The organism is Neisseria sp. P0016.S008 (assembly GCF_051957775.1).
Classification (GTDB): Bacteria; Pseudomonadota; Gammaproteobacteria; order Burkholderiales; family Neisseriaceae; genus Neisseria; species Neisseria flavescens_B.
The window spans coordinates 237,023-259,049 of sequence record NZ_JBQCWB010000001.1 but is presented as its reverse complement, the minus strand read 5'-3'; the positions used below and the strand labels follow the sequence as shown (position 1 = coordinate 259,049).

Genomic DNA, 22,027 nt, shown 5'->3' with positions numbered 1-22,027 from the left:
TGGCTTCAAGCAAACGGATTTCGGATTTAACCGAAAAAGCCCATTTTGACTTGAATGAGTTTTTCCAGCTCCGGCAGGACGCGGCGGCGTGACACGAAGAAGATAATATGGTCGCCGTCTTGCAGGATGGTTTCGGTGTGGTGTCCCATGATGACTTCACCGGTTTCGCCGCGGACGATGGCGGCAATGTGGCAGTCGTTCGGCCATTTAATGCCGCTGATACGGCGGCCGACAATGGCGGAGGTATTTTTATCGCCGTGTACCACCACTTCAATGGCTTCGGCCGTACCGCGACGCAGAGGATGGACGGCAACGATGTCGCCGCGGCGGATGTGGGCGAGGATGGAGCCGATGGTAATCAGATGGGGGGAAACAACGATATCGATTTTGTTACCTTCAAGCAAATCGACGTAGCTTGAGCGGTTGACGATGGTGATTACGCGTTTGGCACCAAGGTTTTTCGCCAACAGGCTGGACATGATGTTGTTTTCGTCATCGTTGGTCAGCGCGCAGAAGACGTCGATTTCATCGATGTATTCTTCGTCCAGCAGGGTTTCGTCGGTGGCGGAACCTTGCAGGACGAGGGTATTGTCCAGATTTTCGGCCAGCCATTCGGCGCGCTGGGGTTTGTATTCGATGATTTTGATGTCGTATTTGGATTCGAGCTGCTTGGCGAGGCGGTAGCCGATGTTGCCGCCGCCGCCAATCATGATGCGGCGGGTGCGCGCTTCTTTCGGACGCAATTCGCGCATGATGGCTTCAACGCTGTTGATGTCGGCGGCAAACAGGACTTCATCGCCTTCGATGATGACGGTTTGCGGCGTTGGGACGATCAGGCGGTTGTTGCGGTAGATGGCGCAGATTTGGCAGTCCACACCTTCGGGCAGGTGCTGGTTGATGTCGGTAATTTCACGGCCGATCAGCAAACCGCCTTTGCGGGCTTGAACAATCACCATGCGGACTTGGTCGTTGGCAAAGCTGAGTACCTGCAATGCGCTGGTGTAGCTGAGCAGTCCGACGAGTTGCTCGGTAACCAGTTGTTCGGGGCTGATGGTTTCGGTAATACCGAAGATGTTGAGGCTGCCTTCTTCGGGGTTGTCGCTGCCGGCAACCGGATATTCGAGGTATTCGCTTGAGCGTACGCGTGCGATGCGGCTAGGGATATTGAACAGGTCGGCAGCGATTTTGGAGGCAACGATGTTGGTTTCGTCGCTGCGGGTCAGTGCAAGCAGGAGGTCGGAGTCCGCCGCACCTGCCTGTTCGAGGGTAAAGGGCGATGCGCCGTTGCCGACGATGGTTTGGACATCGAGACGGCTGCTGATACGGTTGAGCGCTTTTTCGTCGATGTCGATAATAGTGACGTCGTTGCTGGGAACGGAGGCAAGGTTTTGGGCGACGGTCGAACCGACTTGGCCGCTGCCGAGGATGAGTATTTTCACGATAATTGAGTGTGTTCGGTAAAAATGAAATTGTAACAAAAGGCCGTCTGAAATTGGAGTTTTCAGACGGCCTGTGTTTTAAATAAAGAGGGTTACCAGTAGCCCAAAACTTTCCACCACAAGATACCGACAGTGCCGAAAATCAGGATTTCGAGTACGCTCATGATGAAACCGGCTTTCCACCATTCGGTCATGGTCACATAGTTGGAGCCGTAAATGACAGGAGCGGAACCAGTGGCGTAGTGGGTTAGCGACATCATGATGCCGGTAGCGGATGCCATAACCAGGGCAAACAGCATCGGTGGTGCACCCAAGGCCAAGCCTGCGCCGTAGAATGCGCCGAACATGGCGGTAACGTGTGCCGTGCCGCTGGCGAAAACGTAGTGGGCGTAGAGGTAGGCAAGCATCAACAGGGCACAGCCGGCTTCCCAACTCAAGCCCATGTGGGCGATACCGCTTTGCATGGAGTCGGACAACCAACTGATGAGGCCCAGTTTGTTGAGGAAGTTTGCCATCATCACCAAAGCCGCAAACCAAACGATGGTGTCCCACGCGCTTTTTTCTTTCAGCGCATCTTCCCAAGTCAGTACGCCGGTCAAAAGACACAGGCTCAAGCCGAGGAAGGTGGTGGCGGTAGCGTCAACTTTTACGCCGAACAGCATCTCGGGAATACCCGCCCACAACAGCAGCAGAACCAGGAAAATGCCCAGCATGATTTTTTCTTCACGCTTCATCGGTCCCATGGCAGCCAAATGTTCTTTTGCCAATGCAGTGGCGTTAGGGGTTTGTTTGATTTCAGGCGGATACAGGAAATACAGCACCAGCGGCATCAGCAGCATAGCAAGCAGGCCGGGTACGACCATAGCCAAGAACCAAGTACCCCAAGAGAGTTGGATTTGTGAATTAGTGGCTTTGGCAACCAATTCGACTACCAGCGGATTGGGTGCGGTGGCAGTGATAAAAATCAGACAGGTAATTACGTTGGAGTGGAAGTTGACCAAAGAAAGGTATTTACCGATTTTGCCTTCCGTACCTTTTTCTGGGTCGGAATCGAAGCTCAGTGCGATGGATTTCATAATCGGATGCACGATCGCACCGCCGCGCGCGGTATTGCTTGGCGTTACCGGACCGATGACCAAGTCGGCCATTGCCAAGCTGTAACCTACGCCCAGCGTGCGTTTGCCGAAGAGGGAAATCAAGAGGTAGCCGATACGCATACCCAAGCCGGTTTTCAACAGGCCGCGCGAGATGATGATGGCGATACCGATCATCCAGATAAGTGAGTTGTTGAGGCTGCTCAAAGCGTCTTTGGTTGCGTCTGCGGCTTTTTCGTTGGTTACGCCGGTCAGTGCAACCAAGGTAATACCCAAAATCGCCATGGCACCGATAGGCATGGCTTTGCCGATGATGCCGGCAATGATGCCGATGAACAATGCCAAAAGATGCCATGCGTCAGGCGATACGCCTTGAGGAACGGGGATAACGAACCAGATAAGCAGCGTCAGCACAAGTGCGACCGCAGCAGGAATTGGCTTGAAGCCCATGTTGAATCTCCTAATTTGAGGATTGAAGTATTGGGAAATCTGTTTTCAGACGGCCTGAGTGTTGCTGAAACCTGTCTGAACGTATTTTGGTAGGTTCGGAAGGTATTTTTCTTATTGGTTTCTCTTCCATCTTGGAAAGAAGAGAAAGGGATTCGGGTATCGTTTTTCAGACGGCCTTTACAGCAACAGGCCGTCTGAAAACAATGCCGTTTTACTCCTGTTCTTGCGGCAGGCCGTATTCTTCGGGGAAGGTGCGCAGCGAGCTTTGCAACACGGTAACCGCGCCGTCAATCAAACCGCAACGGCCGCTTCGTGGCAGCAGTTGGCACAGGCTTTGCAAGGCGCGCAGGTCGTCGGGAGTGCCGATGCCGGTGTCCACACGGTTGAGCAGGCGGGAAAGCTGGAATGTGCCTCCTTTGCAAGGCGGACATTGACCGCATGAGTTGGAAGCAAAAAATTCCACATATTCGGCTACTTTACGCACCACGCTGGTGCCTTCGGAAATCACAATCATCGCGCCGGTACCGAGGCTGGATTTGCGTTCGCGTACGGAAACGAAATCCAAAGGCACATCCAAATCTTTTACGGTCAAAAGCGTGTTTGACGGGCCGCCAGTAAATACGGCTTTAAACGTGCGGCCTTCGAGCATACCGCCGCCGTGATCGTAAATCAGCGATTGCAGGGTCGTGCCCATCGGCAGTTCGTACAGGCCCGGGTTCAATACGTCGCCGGAGAGCGAATAGAGTTTTGTACCGGCCGCATCGCCCAAACCCAAAGATTTGTACCATTCCGCGCCTTTGGCAAGGATTTGCGGAATATTGGCGAAGGTTTCTGTATTGTTGATAAGGGTCGGCTCACCGTTGACACCGCTTTCGGCAGGGAAAGGCGGCTTGCGGTGAGGGAAGGGGAAACCGCCTTCCAGCCATGAAATTACGGCAGTTTCTTCGCCGCCGATATAACGGCCTGAAGTTTCGACCAATTTCAGGTCTAAAGGTTTGCCTAGATAGTTTTCGATGCGGATGAACAAATCGCTTTTTTTCCACTGCTCGATGGCGGGTACGATGGAGGTAATGGATTCGGTCTGGTGCGGGTTGACATACATAATCGCTTTGTTAGCGCGGCAGGCAACGGCGGCAATCAGTACGCCCTCGATAACTTGGTGCGGCGTATTTGCCAGCAGTACTCGGTCTTTAAATGTACCCGGTTCGTCTTCGTTGGCATTACAGACGACGTATTTGTCGCCATTTTTGCTTTGGGCGGCAACGGCAGCCTCCCATTTGCGCCAAGTCGGGAAACCTGCTCCGCCCATGCCGCAAAGATTGGCATCTTGCAGTTTGGAAACAATGCTTTGAGGATCGGCAAGCGCAGCCAGCAGACCTTCGCCGCCGCCGACTTTGCGCCACGCGGCTAAATCTGCGCCGACTTGGCGGGAAGGATGCAGTAAGTTTTGATTGGCTTGATTCATGATTGTTGCTCCTGCAAACCGGCGTGTTCGCGCAAATCGAATTTGCCGTAGTCGGGATATAAAACTGGGGCTTTGATGTCGCTGGTCAGTCCGGCGCGGGTCATTTCGCGTTGCAGGTCGTGGACGTGTCCGACACCGCCGCGTACTTTTTTCAGAGGCAGGCCGCAATTTGTCGCGGCTTTACCGGCACGGCGGCCGAAGCTGATGATGTCCAAAAGCGCATTGCCCATCAGGCGGTTGCGGCCGTGAATGCCGCCGGTTACTTCGCCGGCACAATAGAGGCCTTCGACGCAGGTCGCGCCGTCGCCGTTGATTTCGATACCGCCGTTTTGGTAGTGCAGGGTCGGATGAATCATGACCGGCTCAACAGCAGGGTCAATGCCGCATTTGTGGGCAACGTGGCCGAGTGTTACCAAACGGTTCAATACGTCAGGGTCGTTAGCAATTAGGCGCGGGGTGTCGAGGAATACGCCGACTTGACCGTCGCGTACTACGCCGCGGCCTTCGCAGCACTCGCGCAGAATCGCAGCGGCAACAACGTCGCGCGGTTGCAATTCGTCAACGAAACGTTCGCCCAAACCGTTGACCAGCTTGGTGCCTGCGGAGCGCACGGCTTCAGAAATCAGCGCGCCTGCCAAGTGTGGAGGGTGAGCAACGCCGGTCGGGTGGTATTGGAAAGAATCGACATCGCGCAGTTTGGCGCCGATACGGTAAGCCATTACCAGGCCGTCTGCAGTCGCGCCATAATGGTTGGAAGTAGCGAAACCCTGCAAATGCAGCCGTCCGCTGCCGCCGGTCGCCAATACCACGGCTTTGGCGTGAACCAATACCAAAGAGCGTTTTTCCAAATCGTACAAAATCGCGCCGACGCAGCGGCCGTGTTCGTCTGACAATAATTCGATGGCGGGGTGGCGGTTGAGCTGGGTGATGTTTTCGTCGAGTTCGACCGCCTCGCGCAGTACGCGCATCATTTCGAGGCCGGTAAAGTCGCGGTAGCTCAAAATGCGCGGCACGGTCGTACCGCCTGCACGTTTGCGGCTCAACATACCGTTGCTGTCCGCGCCTTTGGCAAGGTCGAAAGTCATGCCCAAACCAATCAGCCAGCGGATGGCGGACGGCGCGTCGGTAACCATTTGCGCCACCAATTCTTTCTTGCCTGCGTTGTGGCCGCCTTTGATGGTGTCGTCAAAGTGTTGCTGCAAGCTGTCTTCCGCACCGACAGCCGCTTGAATGCCGCCTTCGGCCATCACGGTATTGCTGTCGCCGATACGCAGCTTGTTCGCCATGATGACGCGTGCGCCGGCTTCAGTCGCAGACAATGCCGCCGCCGCACCTGCGCCGCCGCCACCGATCACCAATACGTCGGTGTTTAGGTGTTCTGCACCCGACAAATCGTAGTCGTCAATCAGAGGCTGACTGATTAAGAGTTTGGCCAAATCAGGATGGCAGTAATCGCCTTGGTTCGGGCCGATAGGCAGTTTCACACGCGCATCGGCCTGATAGTCAGGGTGAAATTGGCTCAGCAATTCGTTTTTTTCAGGTAAATCGCCACGCAGTTCCAATGAAGATGCACGCAGATTGGCAAGGGCGGTTTCGTAGTCTATGCCTTGGATTTTTTTAGCCATCACAGTGCCTCCTCTTCAAACTCGACTTTCATTTTGCCGCTGTCGATTTCGCGCAGGCGGCGCATCAAATCCACCGGACGCAACGTACGCGCCGCTTTCATACGGCGGGCGAACAGGCCTAAGTGGTTCGGACGGATGTGTTCTGGGCAGGAAAGGGTGCAGAGGTTGCACATCACGCATTGGTCGAAGGTCAGCGCAGCCGCGCCGAAATCGCCGGAAACTACCTGCGCTACGCCGTTTTCCACTTGCAAACCTTTAGGACAGGCGCGATTACAGCCGCCGCAATGACGGCAGTTTTGCGCTTCTGGGAAGGCTTTGGCGGTATCGTCCAACCAGTTCCAGCCATCACCAATTTCGCTGACGTCGTAATATTGGATGTGCTCCGGAATAAAGTAGTCCAAGAAGCTGACCTGCATGCCTTCTTCAACTTTGGTCTCGCATGCCAACGCAGTGGTTACTTCGCGCTCGCCTTCTTTACGAATCATGCAGCGGCAGGAACCGCATACGCCTTGACCCATACAGCCGACATTGGCAGTAATTGCATTGCCTGAACGGGCATAGGCTTGGATGATTGACGAGTCGGCAGAAGCTTTGACTTCATGGCCGTCTATGGTCAGGGTTAACAAATTTTCACTCATGGTTTGTTCCTGTGAAATTGGAAGTTGGAATAGTGGGCAATTTGCTTAATTGTATTTTTATTACATCTGTTGCGTGTGAGGAAATATCCAAGTCATTTACTTAGAAATTCTTTTAAAATCAATATTTATCTGTATGAGTCGAAGTGTATCAGAATTTAGTGATTTTGATGATAGGAGTAATCTAAGGTTTTATAGAGGAATGATTGTAAACAAAATATGCTTATTATTTAGGCAAATTATTACACTTTTTTGATTTTAAAAGTAAAATAAAATTACTTTTTTAGTATAAATTTTAAAATATTCGTCTATTTACTAGTAAAAATCATTATTACATATTAGGTAATTTTGCATAGATTATTGTATATATTGAATAATATTTAAACATGTAAGCATGTGAAAAGACTGTTATAAAATTTCAGAAAATAAAACAAGTTTGATATCAGTCAAGAAGATTGAGGGAGAAAATGACATGGATTTTACAATTGTGTATTGTATTGGAAAATAAGAAAGGCTGCCTGAAATTTGGATGTTTCCTTTTTAAATACAATCTACTAAATTTCTTTCTCAGATACTTAAGGCAAATATTTTCAGACGGCCTTGAAATAAGATTATCATTTAAAAACAATGTAATTTTATTTCCATGTAAGTGAATGGTCAGTAGATATAGATTATCAATAACCAAGTAATTTAATGCGATATTAAATTTCATTTAAATCAATAGGGTATGAAAATGATATTGTCTGGGTCATTCATTTGAAAGCACTATTACACTATTGAAGGCCGTCTGAAAAAATCGGTCTCTTAAGAAATAAACACAAATCCTCCCTACCATGACTCCGAAAAGGAACACAATCATGACCGTCATCAAGCAAGAAGACTTTATCCAAAGTATTTTCGATGCTTTCCAATTCATCAGCTACTACCATCCTAAAGACTACATCCAGGCTTTGTATAAGGCTTATCAAAAAGAAGAAAACCCTGCGGCCAAAGATGCGATGGCGCAGATTTTGGTCAATAGCCGTATGTGTGCTGAAGGCCATCGTCCGATTTGTCAGGATACCGGTATTGCGACCGTATTCTTGAAAGTGGGCATGGATGTACAGTGGGATGCCGAGATGAGCGTACAGGAAATGGTTAACGAAGGCGTACGCCGTGCATACACCTATCCTGACAACAAACTGCGCGCCTCCGTATTGGCCGACCCGGCTGGCAAACGTCAAAATACCAAAGATAACACCCCTGCCGTCGTACATATGGAAATCGTAAAAGGCGACAAAGTCGAAGTCACTTGCGCAGCCAAAGGCGGTGGTTCTGAAAACAAAACCAAAGTGGCCATGCTCAACCCTTCAGACAATATCGTTGATTGGGTATTGAAAACCGTTCCTCAAATGGGTGCCGGCTGGTGTCCTCCGGGTATCTTGGGTATCGGTATCGGCGGTACGCCTGAAAAAGCAGTGTTGATGGCCAAAGAAAGCCTGATGAGCCATATCGATATTCAGGAGCTCAAAGAAAAAGCCGATTCCGATGCAGAATTGTCTACTACCGAAGCCTTACGCTTGGAACTCTACAAAAAAGTAAATGCCTTGGGCATCGGCGCACAAGGTTTGGGCGGTTTGAGTACCGTTCTCGATGTCAAAATCCTTGACTACCCAACCCACGCGGCTTCCAAACCGATTGCCATGATTCCAAACTGCGCGGCTACCCGCCACATCGAATTTGAATTGGACGGCTCAGGCCCAGCCAAACTGGAAGCCCCGTCTTTGGAAGACTGGCCGGATCTGACTTACAGCCCTGACAACGGCAAACGTGTCGATGTCAACAACCTGACTAAAGAAGAAGTGGCCACATGGAAAACCGGCGACGTATTGTTGCTGAACGGTAAAATCCTGACCGGCCGCGATGCCGCGCACAAACGTTTGGTTGACATGCTCAACAAAGGCGAAGAATTGCCGGTAGATTTCACCAACAAACTGATTTACTACGTCGGCCCGGTTGATCCAGTCCGTGATGAAGTTGTTGGTCCGGCAGGTCCGACTACTTCCACCCGTATGGATAAATTTACCCGTCAAATGCTGGAACAAACCGGCCTCTTGGGTATGATTGGTAAATCCGAGCGCGGCGCAGCGACTTGTCAAGCCATTGCCGATAATAAAGCCGTTTACCTGATGGCTGTCGGTGGTGCGGCATATCTGGTTGCCAAAGCCATTAAAGCATCTAAAGTCTTGGCGTTCCCAGAATTGGGTATGGAAGCGATTTACGAATTTGAAGTCAAAGACATGCCTGTGACCGTTGCGGTGGATAGCAACGGCGAGTCGGTTCACGCCATTGCGCCCAAACAATGGCAGGCCAAAATCGGTATTATTCCGGTTGAAGCTTGATATTTAGCTGAATAATCAATGGCCGTCTGAACGATTTCAGACGGCCTTTTTTTTTGCTTACAAATAATTCAAATGTTTTCAAACGAGTAAATTTCCCTTTTTAAAAAGCACTTGTCAAAATCAGCGTTTGAAACTAGAATTCACAGCTTATCGAGTCGGAGTGTGGCGCAGTCTGGTAGCGCACTTGCATGGGGTGCAAGGGGTCGAAGGTTCGAATCCTTTCACTCCGACCAAAGAATTTAAAAGAGCCGTTTTAAAAACGGCTCTTTTTTCGTTTGGATGATTTATCTGAATAATGTGGAATGGATTTTAAAACTTAATACCAATGCCGTCTGAAACAAAACCTGCTTAAAAAAAGCAGGTTTTGTTGTTTTCAAAGCAGAACTATTCAGCACTATCTTTCAGCGTGTCTTTATAAGTATAAAGATAAGATGCACCAACAAATGATGCGCCACCGACGACATTGCCCAGGAATACGGGAATCATATTGAAGAAAAACTGCCCCCATGTGATGTTTGCGCCAGCCAGAATACCTGCGGGGATAACGAACATATTGGCGACAAGGTGTTGGAAGCCGTTTAATACGAAAATCATGACGGGGAACCAAATGGCCAGCATTCGTCCGGTTGTGTTTTTAGCGGCAAAGTGCAACCACGTGCCCATGCAGACCATCCAGTTACATGCTACTGCCGATACGAAAGCGCAGCCGAAATCCATATGGACTTTTGCTTCCGCCACGGCAATGGTTTTTTCTGCCATGCTGCCTTCAATCATACCGACATAGTATCCGAGGAAAAAAGCCATTGCCAGCGTGCCCACCAAATTGCCCATGCAAACGATAACCCAGTTGCGCAGCAGCATTTTGGAGGAAATCCGTCCGGCCAATCTGCCTAAAGACATGATCATCATGTTGCTGGTTACCAGTTCACCGCCGCCAAGCAGGATGCAAATCAAGGCGATAGGGAACACGGAGGCGCCGAGTAAAGTTGCAACACCGCCCCATTCGTGCGGAATGCCGCTGACTATTTTTAAATAGGCAAGATAACCGAAGCCGATGTATCCGCCGGCCAAAACGCTTAAGATTGCCAGTGTGGGGATGCTGGATTGTGCTTTGGCGCAGCTTTTGTTGAGAACAACCTGTAAAATTTCCTGTGGGTATAAATCGCGCGAAGCCATGATGTTCCTTAAAGTGGGTTGAGGAGGAAATGCCGTTTCAAAAGTGGCGCGAACTGTCACGGTAGGGCAGTGTTATATGGAGCCGGTGTATGGTCTTTGTCTTATCAATCAGCCTGAATTAAACCTAAAAAACAGATACTTCGCCTTGCTTTAGTTCAAAAGAAATATTATTACATTTTGCTTCTGTATTAAAAAAGGCCGTCTGAACGTTGAGGTTTCAGACGGCCTTGTTTTGAATTTTTAAACTTACAAATGAGCCAGCTTTGCATTGCCTTCGCGAGGAATGGGGCGCGGATTGCCTTGTGCATCGATGGCAACGTAAGTGAACACGGCTTCGGTAACCAGTTGGCGGTCTTCCGTTACCATATCGTTCATCAAAGTTTTAACCCACACTTCGATTTTCAGTTGCAAAGAAGTATTGCCTACGCGGACGCAATGACCGTAGCAGCACACAACGTTGCCGACCTTTACCGGTCTGATGAAATTCATTTCTTGAACGGCCACGGTTACAATTCGTCCCTGTGCGATTTCTGCCGCCAAAATACCGCCGCCCAGATCCATTTGCGACATAATCCAGCCGCCGAAGATATCCTGATTAGGATTGGTATCGCGCGGCATGGCTACCGTACGCAATAAAAGTTGTCCTTCTGGTGCAGCATGTGTTTGTTTGTTGTCAGCCATAAATAATCCTGTCAAAAAAGTGCTATTTTACGCCATTTGTGGCGATAAACCTATGTAGGCCGTCTGAAAAATCAGCAGGCAAAGTGTTACAATCAACATATTCATCAGACAAAGGAGAAAGCTCATGCATCCGATTCAAGAACCAAGAAATAGCGGCCTTTTGCGCGTATCCGACATTCACGAAATCTACTGGGAAGAATCAGGTAATCCTGATGGACACCCCGTGATTTTCCTGCATGGCGGCCCCGGAGCAGGCGCATCACCTGCCTGTCGCGGCTTTTTCAATCCAGAGCATTTCCGCATCGTCATTATCGACCAACGCGGTTGCGGACGTTCCAAACCCTATGCCTGTATCGAAGACAACACCACATGGGATTTGGTTGCCGATATTGAAAAAGTACGCGAAATGCTCGGTATTCAAAAATGGTTGGTTTTTGGCGGTTCATGGGGCAGCACCTTGTCGCTGACTTATGCCGAAACCCATCCCGATCGCGTCAGCGGCTTAGTTTTGCGCGGTATTTTCCTGTGCAGGCCGTCTGAAATGGCATGGTTGAACGAAGCAGGCGGCGTCAGCCAAATTTATCCGGCCCAATGGCAAAAATTCATTGCTCCCGTAGCCGAAAACAAACGCCAAGCCCTAATTAAAGCCTACCATGAAATGCTGTTCAGCGACGATGAAGCCACGCGCCTCAAAGCGGCCAAATCATGGGCAGACTGGGAAAGCTACCTTATTCAGTTTGAACCTAAAGACGTAGATGAAGACCCACAAGCCTCCCTTGCCATCGCAAGAATGGAAAACCATTACTTCGTGAACGAAGGCTGGTTGCAGGGCGATAAAGCCATCTTGGCAAACATCGACAAAATCCGCCATATCCCAACCATCATCGTCCAAGGCCGCTATGACCTATGCACCCCGATGCAAAGCGCGTGGGAACTCTCGCAAGCCTTTCCTGAAGCAGAATTAAGAATCGTTCAAGCAGGCCACTCTTCTTTTGATCCTTCGCTTTCCGAAGCTTTAGTGAAAGCAGTGGAGGATATTAGAAGCAAGTTATAAAGATTAATAAATGACAATGCCGTCTGAAAAAGTTTCAGACGGCATTTTTTCTATTTACATATTAAATTTAATATCATATTATCATTGCATGATATCAGTCTGAATTTTTTAGAATTTCAATATGAAACCCCTAATTTACTACGCCCATTCCGCGCAAGACGAACTCGGTAATCTCTTACCTTACGAACATTGGCAAACCTTGCAAAGCCATTCAGTAAATGTAGGCGAAATGGCGGCGGAGTTTGCTCGGGTATTTGGTGCGCAGGGAATTGCCTGCCAGACGGGACGGCTTCATGACTTAGGGAAATATTCGGAACCCTTTAACCGCCGATTACATGGTGGCCCATCAGTCGATCATTCCACTGCTGGAGCCAAAATTGCTGTCGAACGTTGGGGAAATGTTATCGGCAAGTTAATGGCGTTTTGCATTGCGGGGCACCATGCAGGGTTGGCTAATGGAAACGGTGAAGGTGATAACCGTCGCACATTAAAGCAGCGTTTAGCCTTGCAATTCAGCGAAGATATTCCCGTTCTCGATAACCTGTGGCAACAAGAAATCAAGCCCCCTCAAAACCTATCCGTACCACCACTCAAAGCCGACGCGCATCATCCTTTTTTCTCCTACGCCTTCTTCACCCGAATGCTCTATTCCTGCTTGGTGGATGCTGATTATCTTGATACTGAAGCCTTTTATTCCAACCTAGAAAACAAAGCCGCCGAGCGAGGCGGTTATCCCGATTTAAACGCCTTACAACACAATTTCAATCAATTTATCAACGCTTTCAGACGACGTATCGCCGAAGCTCCAGAGCAAACTGAAGCCGAAAAACGCAATGCCGCCTTAAACCGCCTGCGCAGTGAAATTCTCGATCATACCGTAGAACAAGCGGCACAACCGCAAGGGCTATTCACGCTTACCGTGCCAACCGGCGGCGGTAAAACTTTCACTTCCATGGCATTTGCGCTGGAACACGCCAAACAGCACGATATGCGACGCGTGATTTACGTCATCCCGTTCACCAGCATCATCGAACAAAATGCCGCCGAATTCCGCAAAGCCTTTGGCAAATTGGGCGAACAAGCTGTGTTGGAACATCACAGCACCTTCGACGACGGCAAACTGCAAAATGAGTCCACTAAAGACAAACTGCGCCTTGCCTCGGAAAACTGGGACGCGCCGATTGTCGTGACCACCGCCGTGCAATTCTTCGAATCCCTCTTTGCCGACCGCTCCTCGCGCTGCCGCAAGCTGCACAACATCGCAGGCTCCGTCATCATCCTCGACGAAGCACAAATGCTGCCGCTCAATCTTTTGCTTCCCATCATGCAAGCCATCAAAGAATTGGCGCAAAACTACCGCTGCAGCATCGTCATGTGCACCGCCACCCAACCAGCCGTGCAAGCCGAAAACGGCTTTTATCGCGGCTTTGAAAATGTGCGCGAAATTGCCCCAAAACCGACCGCACTTGTCAACAAACTGCGCCGCACCACCGTGCAGCACATCGGCACACAAACCGACGCCGACCTGCTCGCCAAACTTGCCGAACACCCGCAAATGCTTGTTATCGTCAATAACCGCCGCCACGCCCGCAGCCTGTACGACCAAGCCAAACACCTTGACGGCACGTTCCACCTGACCACCTTAATGTGCGCCAAACACCGCAGCCAAAAGCTCGATGAGATCCGAGGCCGTCTGAAAAACGGCGAACCTTGCCGCGTCATTGCCACCTCCTTAATTGAAGCCGGTGTGGATGTGGATTTTCCGCTGGTGATGCGCGCCGAAGCAGGTTTAGACAGCGTCGCCCAAGCTGCCGGACGCTGCAACCGCGAAGGCAAAAGGCTACCTGAAAACAGCTTTGTATGGATATTCGCACCCGAAGAACAATGGAAAGCCCCACCTGAACTTGCCACCCAAGCCGCCGTTATGCGCCTGACCGCCGACAGCTTTTCAGACGACCTCTTATCCACCCAAGCCGTCGCCGCCTATTTCGCCGAGCTTTATCAATTAAAAGGCAGCGAACTGGACAATAAAAAAATTTTGAAAATGCACAACGATACAGGGCAAAGCCTCGATTTCCCATTCCAAACCATCGCCGACAAATTTCGCATGATCGAAAGCCACATGCAACCGCTGATTATTCCGTTTGACAATGAAGCGGAGAACCTCATCAGCAGCCTGCACCACGCCGACCACATCGGCGGACTCTTACGCAAACTGCAACCCTACACCGTCCAAATCCCCGAAAAAGCCCTAGCCGCCTTGTATAAAGCCGGGCGTATCGAACCGATTAACGAGAAAAACTTCGGCAAACAGTTTTATACGCTGATTGGACTGGATTTGTATGATGAAGTGGCGGGGCTTTCTTGGGAGGATACGGAGTTTTTGAAGGGAGAGAGTTTGGTTTTTTAAGCTTGCCTATAAGATAAAATAATTTAACTTCTTTAGAAGTTGATTTTTTAAATGTACAAGAGTAATATGCAATCAACACAAAAATGGATGCTGGAGAACGCGTAAAAAATGAATAACACAGAACTTGATGATTTAAAAAAATGGTTGCAAACGATCTTTACAGATAAGTTAGTAATTATTGTTGGTTCAGGTCTATCTTGTGCGGAAGGTTTGCCTAGTATGTGGCATCTAGGTGAGAAATTGAAACAGGAGATACCCAGCAAAATCTCCGATGAAAATTTGAAAACTTGGAATGAGATTGCAACCTGCCTTGAATCAGACGGATTAGAAGGTGCTTTATTAAAGCATCCAGCTAATGATGCAATCGAATCTGCAATAATCAAAATAACGGCTGAATATGTTTTAAATGAAGAACAGAAAGCAATTAATAGATGTATTTCTGAAAATAAGAAGCTCAAATTCTCCTATTTATTGCCTCATATTTCAGCATGTGACCCTAAAACAGTTCGTGTAATTACAACCAATTACGATAGATTGATTGAGTTTGCAGCTGAGTATGCAGATTGGGGTGTTGATTCAATGATGGTCGGACGATACTGGGGAAAACATAATTCTGATTTAAGTGCAAAATTATTAGTTGAAAAGGTTGTTACAAAAGGAAAAACACTAAGACTTGTTTATCGAAATCATATCAAAATTTATAAACCACATGGCAGTTTAGATTGGTTTATGGCTGGGGACACTCCAATGACTAGTTGCATAGGTGCAATGGAAGAGCCGTTAATTATTACGCCTGGTGTTGGTAAGTATAAAAAGGGCTATGAGCAGCCATTTGATGTTCATAGAGAACAAGGGAATAAGGCAATTGATGACGCTTCTGCAATTTTATGTATTGGCTATGGTTTCAATGATGATCATCTTCAAACGCATCTGACCACTCAGATTAAAAGCGGTATCAAAACTTTAATATTGACAAGGGGTTTGTCAGATAATGCTCGAAAAGTAGTCAGTGAATCATCAAATTGCAAGGCTCTTGTTTTTAATGAAAATCCACAAGGCACTTCCGTTATTAGTAGCTCGGGAGAAGAGGTTATTTCTAATGTTGACTGGTGGGATATTGAATATTTTGTGAAAGAGGTTCTAGAAAATGGATGTTAATAAATTAAATTTTGAAGCTAAAGATCAGCTCGGTAGAGTGGTAACGGTAGATACAAGTCGGGTTTTGATTTCTGTCGAAGAACATGAACAAATGACCAGCATTGCCGTTGGTAATTTGATTGCAATCAATGGTAGAACAGCCAATGAATTCCTTATTGGCATCATTGAACGGGTAACTCGATCAATTAGTGAAAAATTACTTTTGGAAAATGAATCTGATGATGGTTCAATTCCGTTAGGAGAAAGTCAAGATGATTTTATTAGAGCTGTTTTAATTGGGACTTACAAAACAGTTGATGGCAGCTTGAGCAATACATTTAAACGTGGTGCGGATTGCTTCCCTCAAATTGATAAAACTTGCTTTCATCTTAGTGGCAATAATCTGCAATTATTTATGAATTTGCTATCAGCCAATGTAGCAGAAAATGAGCGATTGACATTAGGTCATTTTATGGCTGATGAAACAGCAATAGCAGTAGCGAATGGCGATAAGTTTTTTCAACGGCACGCTGCTATTTTAGGTAGTACCGGCTCTGGTAAAAGTTGGTCTGTTGCTTTGATTCTAGAAAGAGCAGCAGCATTAAAGTCGGCTAATCTTATTGTATTTGATATGCATGGAGAATACTCAACCTTATGCGAGGGAGACAAACCAATTGCACAGCAATATCATATTGCAGGGCCAGGAGATTTAGACGGTTCAAATCCGAATAGCTTATTTATACCCTACTGGTTGTTAAATAGAGAAGAAATGCTGGCTTTGATTCTTGACCGAAGTGATGATAATGCACCAAATCAGGCAGCAAGATTTACCGAACATGTCCGTACCTTGAAAGAGCAGACCTTAAAAAGTGAAAGAAAAACGGAAGTTCTTGAGACATTTACAGTTGATTCACCGATTCCATATAACATTAATTCTTTGCTGGAGTATCTAAATAGAGATGATACTGGTATGAAGCAAGGAGCAAGAGGAGAGGTAAAAGGTGATTGGAACGGTAGATTAACTAGATTCATAGGTCGTCTGAAAGCCAAAATTGATGATAGACGTTGTGGGTTTATGTTTCAGCCTCCTAAAGAATGTAATGCCTACGGTTGGCTAGAAAATATGTTGATGAAACTGTTTGCTGTTTCAGAGAGCCAAAGAGGCATTAAAATCATTGATTTCTCTGAAGTTCCATCAGATGTATTGCCAATTATTACAGGTGTTCTTGCTCGCTTGTTATATAACATTCAATTCTGGATGGATAAGGATGCACGACACCCATTAACGATTGTTTGCGATGAAGCGCATTTATATCTCCCAGTTCGTGATGCAGCAGAGGCAGCAGAAAAACGTGCATTAGAAGCCTTTGAACGCATTGCAAAAGAAGGCAGAAAATATGGTGTATCTTTATTAGTTGTTAGCCAGCGTCCTTCGGATGTTAGTCGGACGATTCTCAGTCAATGCAATAATTTCTTGGTTCTTCGCTTAACAAATGATCAAGATCAAAGTGTTGTGAAACGGTTGTTACCTGAATCAATGGTGGGAATTACAGATATTTTGCCATTGCTTGACTTAGGTGAAGCATTGCTATTAGGCGATTCAATTTTACTCCCTACAAGAATTAAACTAGATAAGCCTAAAATAGCTCCTGAAAGCGCAACGCGGCAATTTTGGAGTGATTGGGCAAACCAAGAACCAAAACCAGATGCTGTCTCAAAAGCTGTTGAAGCACTACGCCGACAAGTTCGAACATAGCACGTCATCTGAAAACTTTTCGCACTTAACCGTGCGTGGATTGAAACTAAAGTAGTTAGATTAGTCAGCTAATCCGCCCCTTCTTTATGAAGGGGCGTGTGTACAACCAAAAGGAGAACCAAATGAACCAAATCCGCCTACATGTTTGGGGCGATTATGCCTGTTTTACCCGTCCGGAGATGAAGGTGGAGCGGGTGTCTTATGATGTCATTACGCCGTCGGCGGCGCGCGGGATTTTGGCGGCGGTGCATTGGAAGCCGGCGATTCGGTGGGTGATAGATCGGATTTATGTGCTGAAACCGATTCGATTTGAGTCGGTGCGGCGCAATGAGTTGGGCGGCAAGATTTCGGCGGGTAAGGTCAGCGGCGCGATGAAGCGCAAGAGCGTTGCCGATTTATATACGCTGATTGAAGACGACCGCCAGCAGCGTGCGGCGACGGTGCTTAAAGACGTGGCTTATGTGATTGAAGCCCATGCGGTGCTGACGGCAAAAGCGGGGGCGGATGAGACCGTTACCAAGCATATCGAGATGTTCAAACGTCGTGCGAAAAAAGGGCAATGCTTTCAGCAGCCTTGTTTGGGCGTACGTGAATTTCCTGCCGATTTTGCGTTGATTGACGAAGGCGAGCCGCTGCCGCCATCGGCGTTATTGGAAAGCGAGGCAAGCCGTGATTTGGGCTGGATGCTGCATGATATTGATTTTGACCACGGCAACACGCCGCATTTTTTCCGCGCGGAAATGAAAGAGGGCGTGATTGATGTACCGTCGTTTTACGCCGAGGAGGTGAAAGCATGATTCTTGCGTCCCTTGCCCGCTATTACAGCCGTTTGGCAGCGGAAAACGATGAAATGGGCAACCCGAAAGTGCCGCCTTATGGCTTTAGCGAGGAGAAAATCGGCTGGATTTTGGTGTTGGATAAAGAAGGCAGTCTGAAAACCGTTGTGCCGAATCTGACTGCCGATAAAAAGCCACAGCCGAAATTGATGAGCGTGCCGCGCCCTGAAAAACGCACGTCGGGTATCAAGCCGAATTTTTTGTGGGATAAAACCGCCTACGCGCTTGGCGTGGAAGTCAATAAAAACAAAGCCGAAGCGAAAGCAAAACCGTTTACGCCGTCTGAAAAAACTTTTGACGCCTTCAAGCAATACCATCTCGATTTACTGCAAAACAGCGACGATGAAGGCTTACAAGCCTTGTGCCGTTTTCTAAAAAACTGGCAGCCTGCACATTTCGCTGCCGAAAATCTGCCTGCCGAAATGCTCGATGCCAACATCGCATTTTCTCTTGAAAAACCGACCGCACTTATCCATAAACGCGAAGCCGCGCAAAGCTTGTGGGCAGGCTGCCTGAAAAGCGATGAAGCACTCGAGGGTTTGTGCCTGATTAGCGGCGACACCGCCTCGATTGCGCGGCTGCATCCGGCGATTAAAGGCGTGTTTGGTGGACAAAGTTCCGGCGGTTCGATTATTTCGTTCAACAAAGAAGCCTTTGCTTCGTTTGGCAAGGAGCAAGGCGCAAATGCGCCCGTCTCTGAACAATCCGCCTTTGCCTACACCACCGCGCTGAACTATCTGTTGCGCCGCGAAAATAATCACTGTTTGACCATCGGCGATGCCAGTACGGTCTTTTGGGCGGAAGCGGATGATAACGCGACCGCGCAAGCTGCCGAAGGCTTCTTCGCGCAAGTGTTCACGCCGCCGGATGATGAACAAGAAAGCGCCAAAGTTTTCAACGTATTGAAACAAATAAGTAACAAAGGCCGTCCACTGCAAGAAATTGCACCCGAACTCTCTCCCAATACCCGTTTTTATATCTTAGGGCTTGCCCCCAATGCTGCGCGGATTTCTGTTCGGTTTTGGCTGGATACCACGTTTGGGCAGTTGGCGGAAAATTTGGCGAAGCATTGGCAAGATTTAGCTATTGAACCTTGCGCATGGAAAACGCCGCCGTCTATTTGGCGACTCTTATTGCAAACTGCCGTATTGGGCAAAAGCGAAAATATCTCACCCGTGTTGGCAGGCGAAATGACCCGCGCCGTGATTTGCGGCACGCCGTACCCCTTGAGTTTACTGTCGCAACTGATTACCCGAATTCGCGCCGACGGCGATGTAAACGGACTGCGCGTGGCAATGATTAAAGCCGTATTGCAGCGGCGTTTTAGAAAAGATTTTATCGAAGAAGGAGTTCCTATGAGTTTGAACAATGAAAGCCCGAATCGCGCCTATCTTTTAGGGCGGCTGTTTGCCGTGTTGGAGCGCATTCAATATCAGGCGTTGGGCGAATTAAACGCCGGCATTGCCGACCGCTATTACGGCTCTGCATCCGCCGTGCCGTTTTCGGTTTTTCCGCGTCTTTTGTCGGGCGCAAAACACCATTTATCGCGCTTGCGTAAAGACAAAGCCGGTATGGCGGTGAATTTGGATAAAGATTTGGGCGAAATCATTGCCAAACTGCCCGAAACCTTTCCGCGCCATTTGAGCATTGACGAGCAAGGCCGCTTCGCCATCGGCTATTACCATCAAAAACAAAGCTATTTTGCTAAAAAAGAAACCGCTGAAACTATTGAAAACTAAGGAGCCAGAAAATGTCTGCCATTCAAAACCGCTATGAATTTGTTTACTTTTTTGACGTAACCAACGGCAACCCCAACGGCGATCCCGACGCGGGCAATATGCCGCGTCTTGATCCTGAATCCAGTAAAGGCTTGGTAACCGATGTCTGTTTAAAACGCAAAATCCGTAATTTTGTCGAAATCAGCAGCGAAAACGAAGCCGGTTACGAAATTTACGTGAAAGAAAAAAGCGTGTTAAACCTGCAAAACAAACGCGCTTATGAAGCACTCGGCATTGAATCGGAAGCCAAAAAACTGCCCAAAGACGAAGCCAAAGCCCGCGACATTACCGCTTGGATGTGTAAAAACTTCTTCGATATCCGCACCTTTGGCGCTGTGATGACCACCGAAGTCAACAGCGGACAAGTGCGCGGCCCGGTACAACTGGCATTCGCCCAATCCATCGACCCGATTGTGCCGCTGGAAGTTTCCATCACCCGCATGGCGGTAACCAACGAAAAAGACTTGGAAAAAGAACGCACCATGGGGCGCAAATACATTGTCCCTTACGCGCTCTACCGCGTGCACGGCTTTATCTCCGCCAACCTTGCCGCCAAAACCGGTTTTTCAGACGACGATTTAGCCAAACTCTGGCAAGCCCTGACGCTGATGTTTGAGCATGACCGCTCCGCCGCCCGTGGCGAAATGGCAGCGCGCAAACTGATCGTTTTCAAACACGACAGCGCACTCGGCAGCCAGCCTGCACATAAATTGTTTGACGCCGTGAAAGTCGAACGCGTAAACGGAGAATCAGGTACGCCCGCCAGCGGTTTTGGCGATTACAAAATCAGCGTGGTTTCAGACGGCCTAAATGGCGTGAGTGTGGAAGAGTTGCTTTAAAAAACATTTGAAAAGATGACCGCACTTTCAACCAAAAGCCAAGGGGAAAATCAGGACACGCGCCTGATTCCCCTTTCTGCCCTGCAACACTACGCCTTCTGCCCGCGTCAATGCGCGTTAATTCACAACGAGCAGGCGTGGGCAGAGAACTATTTGACCGCGCAGGGCAAGGCGCTGCATGAGCGGGTGGATTCGGGCGAACCGGAAACGCGCAAGGGCGTGCGTTTTGAGCGGACGGTGCATGTGTCTGCGGAAAAACTGGGTATCAGCGGCGTGTTGGATTTGGTGGAAGTAGATACAAAAACAGGTCGTCTGAAACCTGTGGAATACAAACGCGGCAAGCCCAAACCCGATCCGATGGATGAAATCCAGCTTTGTGCCCAAGGCTTGTGTTTGGAAGAAATGACGGGGCAAACCGTCTCTGAGGGCGAGCTGTGGTATATGCAAACCCGCCACCGCGTCCCCGTCGTATTTTCAGACGACCTGCGCACCCAAACACTCGCCACTATCGCCGCCGTGCGCGAACTCCTAAACAGCGGACAAACCCCGCCGCCCGACTACGGCAAACGCTGCAAAGCCTGCTCGCTAGTGGAGATTTGCCAGCCGGAGTTGTTGGGGAAACGGGATAGGAGTGTGGGGTATGTGGAGGGGTTGTTTAGGGAATAGAAATTTTCAATTATTTAATCGAGATGAAATTATGAAAATAATGAGTTATATCATTACACATGATTATGGTTTTGCTCCTAATCCTTATGGTGGATTTTTAACTCTCGCCACATGCAAACCAAAAATAAGAAATAGTGCAAAAATAGGAGATATTCTTGTTGGAATAGGCTCCAGCGCAGGAGCTTATAAAAATCGATTAATTTATGTAGCTCAAGTATCTAATGTGGTGAATATGAATGAATATTTTGAAAATCCAATATATCAAGTTAAAAAACCAAGTGATGAAAATATTTCAAGAAGAAGAGGAGATAATATTTATTATCAAGAGAATGGAACCTGGATTCAGTTAAATAACCCTTTCCATGATGAAGGCAATATGAGTCATGATTTGAACTCTACTAATGTTTTAATATGTGAAGATTTTTGGTACTTTGGAAGCAAAGCACCATTATTGCCTGAAAAATTCCTTGGGATTGTTAAGAAAGGACCAGGCCATAAAAATATAAATGACCAAAATTTAGTATCCAGTTTTTTAGATTGGTTATCAATACATGAAAAAGGAATTATTGGTAAGCCTAGTAGTTTAGAAAATAGATAGGAATACA

The 22,027-nt window shown here is 48.2% G+C and carries 17 protein-coding genes and 1 tRNA gene; 11 read left to right on the top strand and 7 right to left on the bottom strand.

The features are described 5' to 3' along the window. Positions 1 to 26: 26 nt before the first annotated feature. The 5 genes from trkA to ACTHS8_RS01205 all read right to left on the bottom strand — a co-directional run bounded on the left by trkA (position 27) and on the right by ACTHS8_RS01205 (position 6,711). A complete protein-coding gene (trkA, locus tag ACTHS8_RS01225; protein ID WP_063076477.1) occupies positions 27 to 1,439 on the bottom strand; it encodes a Trk system potassium transporter TrkA in 1,413 nt (470 codons plus the stop codon). 92 nt (positions 1,440 to 1,531) lie between these two features. After that, positions 1,532 to 2,983, bottom strand: coding sequence for a DASS family sodium-coupled anion symporter (locus ACTHS8_RS01220; protein ID WP_440372746.1), 1,452 nt, complete (start codon positions 2,981 to 2,983; stop codon positions 1,532 to 1,534). A gap of 211 nt (positions 2,984 to 3,194) precedes the next feature. Further along, positions 3,195 to 4,448 (bottom strand): complex I 51 kDa subunit family protein, encoded by a 1,254-nt coding sequence (locus ACTHS8_RS01215; protein ID WP_440372745.1) that lies wholly within the window; start codon positions 4,446 to 4,448, stop codon positions 3,195 to 3,197. Next, positions 4,445 to 6,073, bottom strand: a complete 1,629-nt coding sequence (locus ACTHS8_RS01210; RefSeq protein WP_440372744.1) for an FAD-binding protein — start codon at positions 6,071 to 6,073, stop codon at positions 4,445 to 4,447. Before ACTHS8_RS01210 ends, ACTHS8_RS01215 begins: the two co-directional genes overlap by 4 nt. Further along, positions 6,073 to 6,711 carry a 2Fe-2S iron-sulfur cluster-binding protein gene (locus ACTHS8_RS01205; RefSeq protein WP_003746216.1) on the bottom strand — a complete coding sequence of 213 codons (639 nt, stop codon included), beginning with the start codon at positions 6,709 to 6,711 and terminating at the stop codon, positions 6,073 to 6,075. The genes ACTHS8_RS01210 and ACTHS8_RS01205 overlap by 1 nt, the downstream gene beginning before the upstream one ends. A gap of 854 nt (positions 6,712 to 7,565) precedes the next feature. Here ACTHS8_RS01205 and ACTHS8_RS01200 point away from each other — a divergent pair. Then, a complete protein-coding gene (locus tag ACTHS8_RS01200) occupies positions 7,566 to 9,089 on the top strand; it encodes a fumarate hydratase (RefSeq protein ID WP_440372743.1) in 1,524 nt (507 codons plus the stop codon). A 156-nt stretch (positions 9,090 to 9,245) separates the two neighbouring features. Continuing rightward, positions 9,246 to 9,322 (top strand) — tRNA-Pro (locus ACTHS8_RS01195). Between the two features lie 151 nt (positions 9,323 to 9,473). On the opposite strand, the gene ACTHS8_RS01190 is transcribed toward ACTHS8_RS01195, so the two are convergent. Together ACTHS8_RS01190 and yciA are read right to left on the bottom strand one after the other, a co-directional pair. Continuing rightward, on the bottom strand, positions 9,474 to 10,265 hold the full coding sequence (locus tag ACTHS8_RS01190; protein WP_440372742.1) for a formate/nitrite transporter family protein: 792 nt from the start codon (positions 10,263 to 10,265) through the stop codon (positions 9,474 to 9,476). Positions 10,266 to 10,511: 246 nt separating this feature from the next. Next, the gene (gene yciA / locus ACTHS8_RS01185) at positions 10,512 to 10,946 is read right to left on the bottom strand and encodes an acyl-CoA thioester hydrolase YciA (RefSeq protein ID WP_049332732.1); all 435 of its coding nucleotides are present in this window, start codon (positions 10,944 to 10,946) and stop codon (positions 10,512 to 10,514) included. A 124-nt stretch (positions 10,947 to 11,070) separates the two neighbouring features. Here yciA and pip point away from each other — a divergent pair, with 124 nt between their 5' ends. From pip to ACTHS8_RS01140, 9 genes are all read left to right on the top strand, one after another. Beyond that, on the top strand, positions 11,071 to 12,000 hold the full coding sequence (pip, locus tag ACTHS8_RS01180; RefSeq protein WP_188213358.1) for a prolyl aminopeptidase: 930 nt from the start codon (positions 11,071 to 11,073) through the stop codon (positions 11,998 to 12,000). A 121-nt stretch (positions 12,001 to 12,121) separates the two neighbouring features. Next, entirely contained in the window at positions 12,122 to 14,410 is a 2,289-nt protein-coding gene (gene cas3, locus ACTHS8_RS01175; RefSeq protein ID WP_440372741.1) for a CRISPR-associated helicase Cas3', read from the top strand. Positions 14,411 to 14,518: 108 nt separating this feature from the next. Beyond that, the gene (locus ACTHS8_RS01170; RefSeq protein WP_440372740.1) at positions 14,519 to 15,568 is read left to right on the top strand and encodes an SIR2 family protein; all 1,050 of its coding nucleotides are present in this window, start codon (positions 14,519 to 14,521) and stop codon (positions 15,566 to 15,568) included. Continuing rightward, positions 15,558 to 17,303, top strand: coding sequence for an ATP-binding protein (locus ACTHS8_RS01165; RefSeq protein ID WP_308111364.1), 1,746 nt, complete (start codon positions 15,558 to 15,560; stop codon positions 17,301 to 17,303). Before ACTHS8_RS01170 ends, ACTHS8_RS01165 begins: the two co-directional genes overlap by 11 nt. 122 nt (positions 17,304 to 17,425) lie before the next feature. Further along, complete coding sequence (gene cas5c, locus ACTHS8_RS01160) at positions 17,426 to 18,100, top strand: type I-C CRISPR-associated protein Cas5c (protein WP_440372847.1); 675 nt, start codon at positions 17,426 to 17,428, stop codon at positions 18,098 to 18,100. Further along, a complete protein-coding gene (gene cas8c / locus ACTHS8_RS01155) occupies positions 18,097 to 19,878 on the top strand; it encodes a type I-C CRISPR-associated protein Cas8c/Csd1 (RefSeq protein ID WP_440372739.1) in 1,782 nt (593 codons plus the stop codon). Before cas5c ends, cas8c begins: the two co-directional genes overlap by 4 nt. A gap of 11 nt (positions 19,879 to 19,889) precedes the next feature. Then, positions 19,890 to 20,756: a type I-C CRISPR-associated protein Cas7/Csd2 gene (gene cas7c, locus ACTHS8_RS01150; RefSeq protein ID WP_005636528.1), complete on the top strand. Its 867-nt coding sequence runs from the start codon at positions 19,890 to 19,892 to the stop codon at positions 20,754 to 20,756. Positions 20,757 to 20,771: 15 nt separating this feature from the next. Beyond that, positions 20,772 to 21,422, top strand: coding sequence for a CRISPR-associated protein Cas4 (cas4, locus tag ACTHS8_RS01145; RefSeq protein WP_440372738.1), 651 nt, complete (start codon positions 20,772 to 20,774; stop codon positions 21,420 to 21,422). A 40-nt stretch (positions 21,423 to 21,462) separates the two neighbouring features. After that, a complete protein-coding gene (locus ACTHS8_RS01140; protein WP_440372737.1) occupies positions 21,463 to 22,020 on the top strand; it encodes a hypothetical protein in 558 nt (185 codons plus the stop codon). Positions 22,021 to 22,027 lie beyond the last annotated feature (7 nt).

Bases quoted from the DNA above. Each gene is read 5' to 3' on its own strand.
- ACTHS8_RS01205 (WP_003746216.1), bottom strand. From the start codon at position 6,711: ATGAGTGAAAATTTGTTAACCCTGACCATAGACGGCCATGAAGTCAAA.
- ACTHS8_RS01210 (WP_440372744.1), bottom strand. From the start codon at position 6,073: ATGGCTAAAAAAATCCAAGGCATAGACTACGAAACCGCCCTTGCCAAT.
- cas7c (WP_005636528.1), top strand. From the start codon at position 19,890: ATGTCTGCCATTCAAAACCGCTATGAATTTGTTTACTTTTTTGACGTA.
- yciA (WP_049332732.1), bottom strand. From the start codon at position 10,946: ATGGCTGACAACAAACAAACACATGCTGCACCAGAAGGACAACTTTTA.
- ACTHS8_RS01220 (WP_440372746.1), bottom strand. From the start codon at position 2,983: ATGGGCTTCAAGCCAATTCCTGCTGCGGTCGCACTTGTGCTGACGCTG.
- ACTHS8_RS01140 (WP_440372737.1), top strand. From the start codon at position 21,463: ATGAGTTATATCATTACACATGATTATGGTTTTGCTCCTAATCCTTAT.
- cas5c (WP_440372847.1), top strand. From the start codon at position 17,426: ATGAACCAAATCCGCCTACATGTTTGGGGCGATTATGCCTGTTTTACC.
- ACTHS8_RS01170 (WP_440372740.1), top strand. From the start codon at position 14,519: ATGAATAACACAGAACTTGATGATTTAAAAAAATGGTTGCAAACGATC.
- ACTHS8_RS01215 (WP_440372745.1), bottom strand. From the start codon at position 4,448: ATGAATCAAGCCAATCAAAACTTACTGCATCCTTCCCGCCAAGTCGGC.
- ACTHS8_RS01190 (WP_440372742.1), bottom strand. From the start codon at position 10,265: ATGGCTTCGCGCGATTTATACCCACAGGAAATTTTACAGGTTGTTCTC.
- ACTHS8_RS01200 (WP_440372743.1), top strand. From the start codon at position 7,566: ATGACCGTCATCAAGCAAGAAGACTTTATCCAAAGTATTTTCGATGCT.
- cas3 (WP_440372741.1), top strand. From the start codon at position 12,122: ATGAAACCCCTAATTTACTACGCCCATTCCGCGCAAGACGAACTCGGT.
- pip (WP_188213358.1), top strand. From the start codon at position 11,071: ATGCATCCGATTCAAGAACCAAGAAATAGCGGCCTTTTGCGCGTATCC.
- cas8c (WP_440372739.1), top strand. From the start codon at position 18,097: ATGATTCTTGCGTCCCTTGCCCGCTATTACAGCCGTTTGGCAGCGGAA.
- ACTHS8_RS01165 (WP_308111364.1), top strand. From the start codon at position 15,558: ATGGATGTTAATAAATTAAATTTTGAAGCTAAAGATCAGCTCGGTAGA.
- cas4 (WP_440372738.1), top strand. From the start codon at position 20,772: ATGACCGCACTTTCAACCAAAAGCCAAGGGGAAAATCAGGACACGCGC.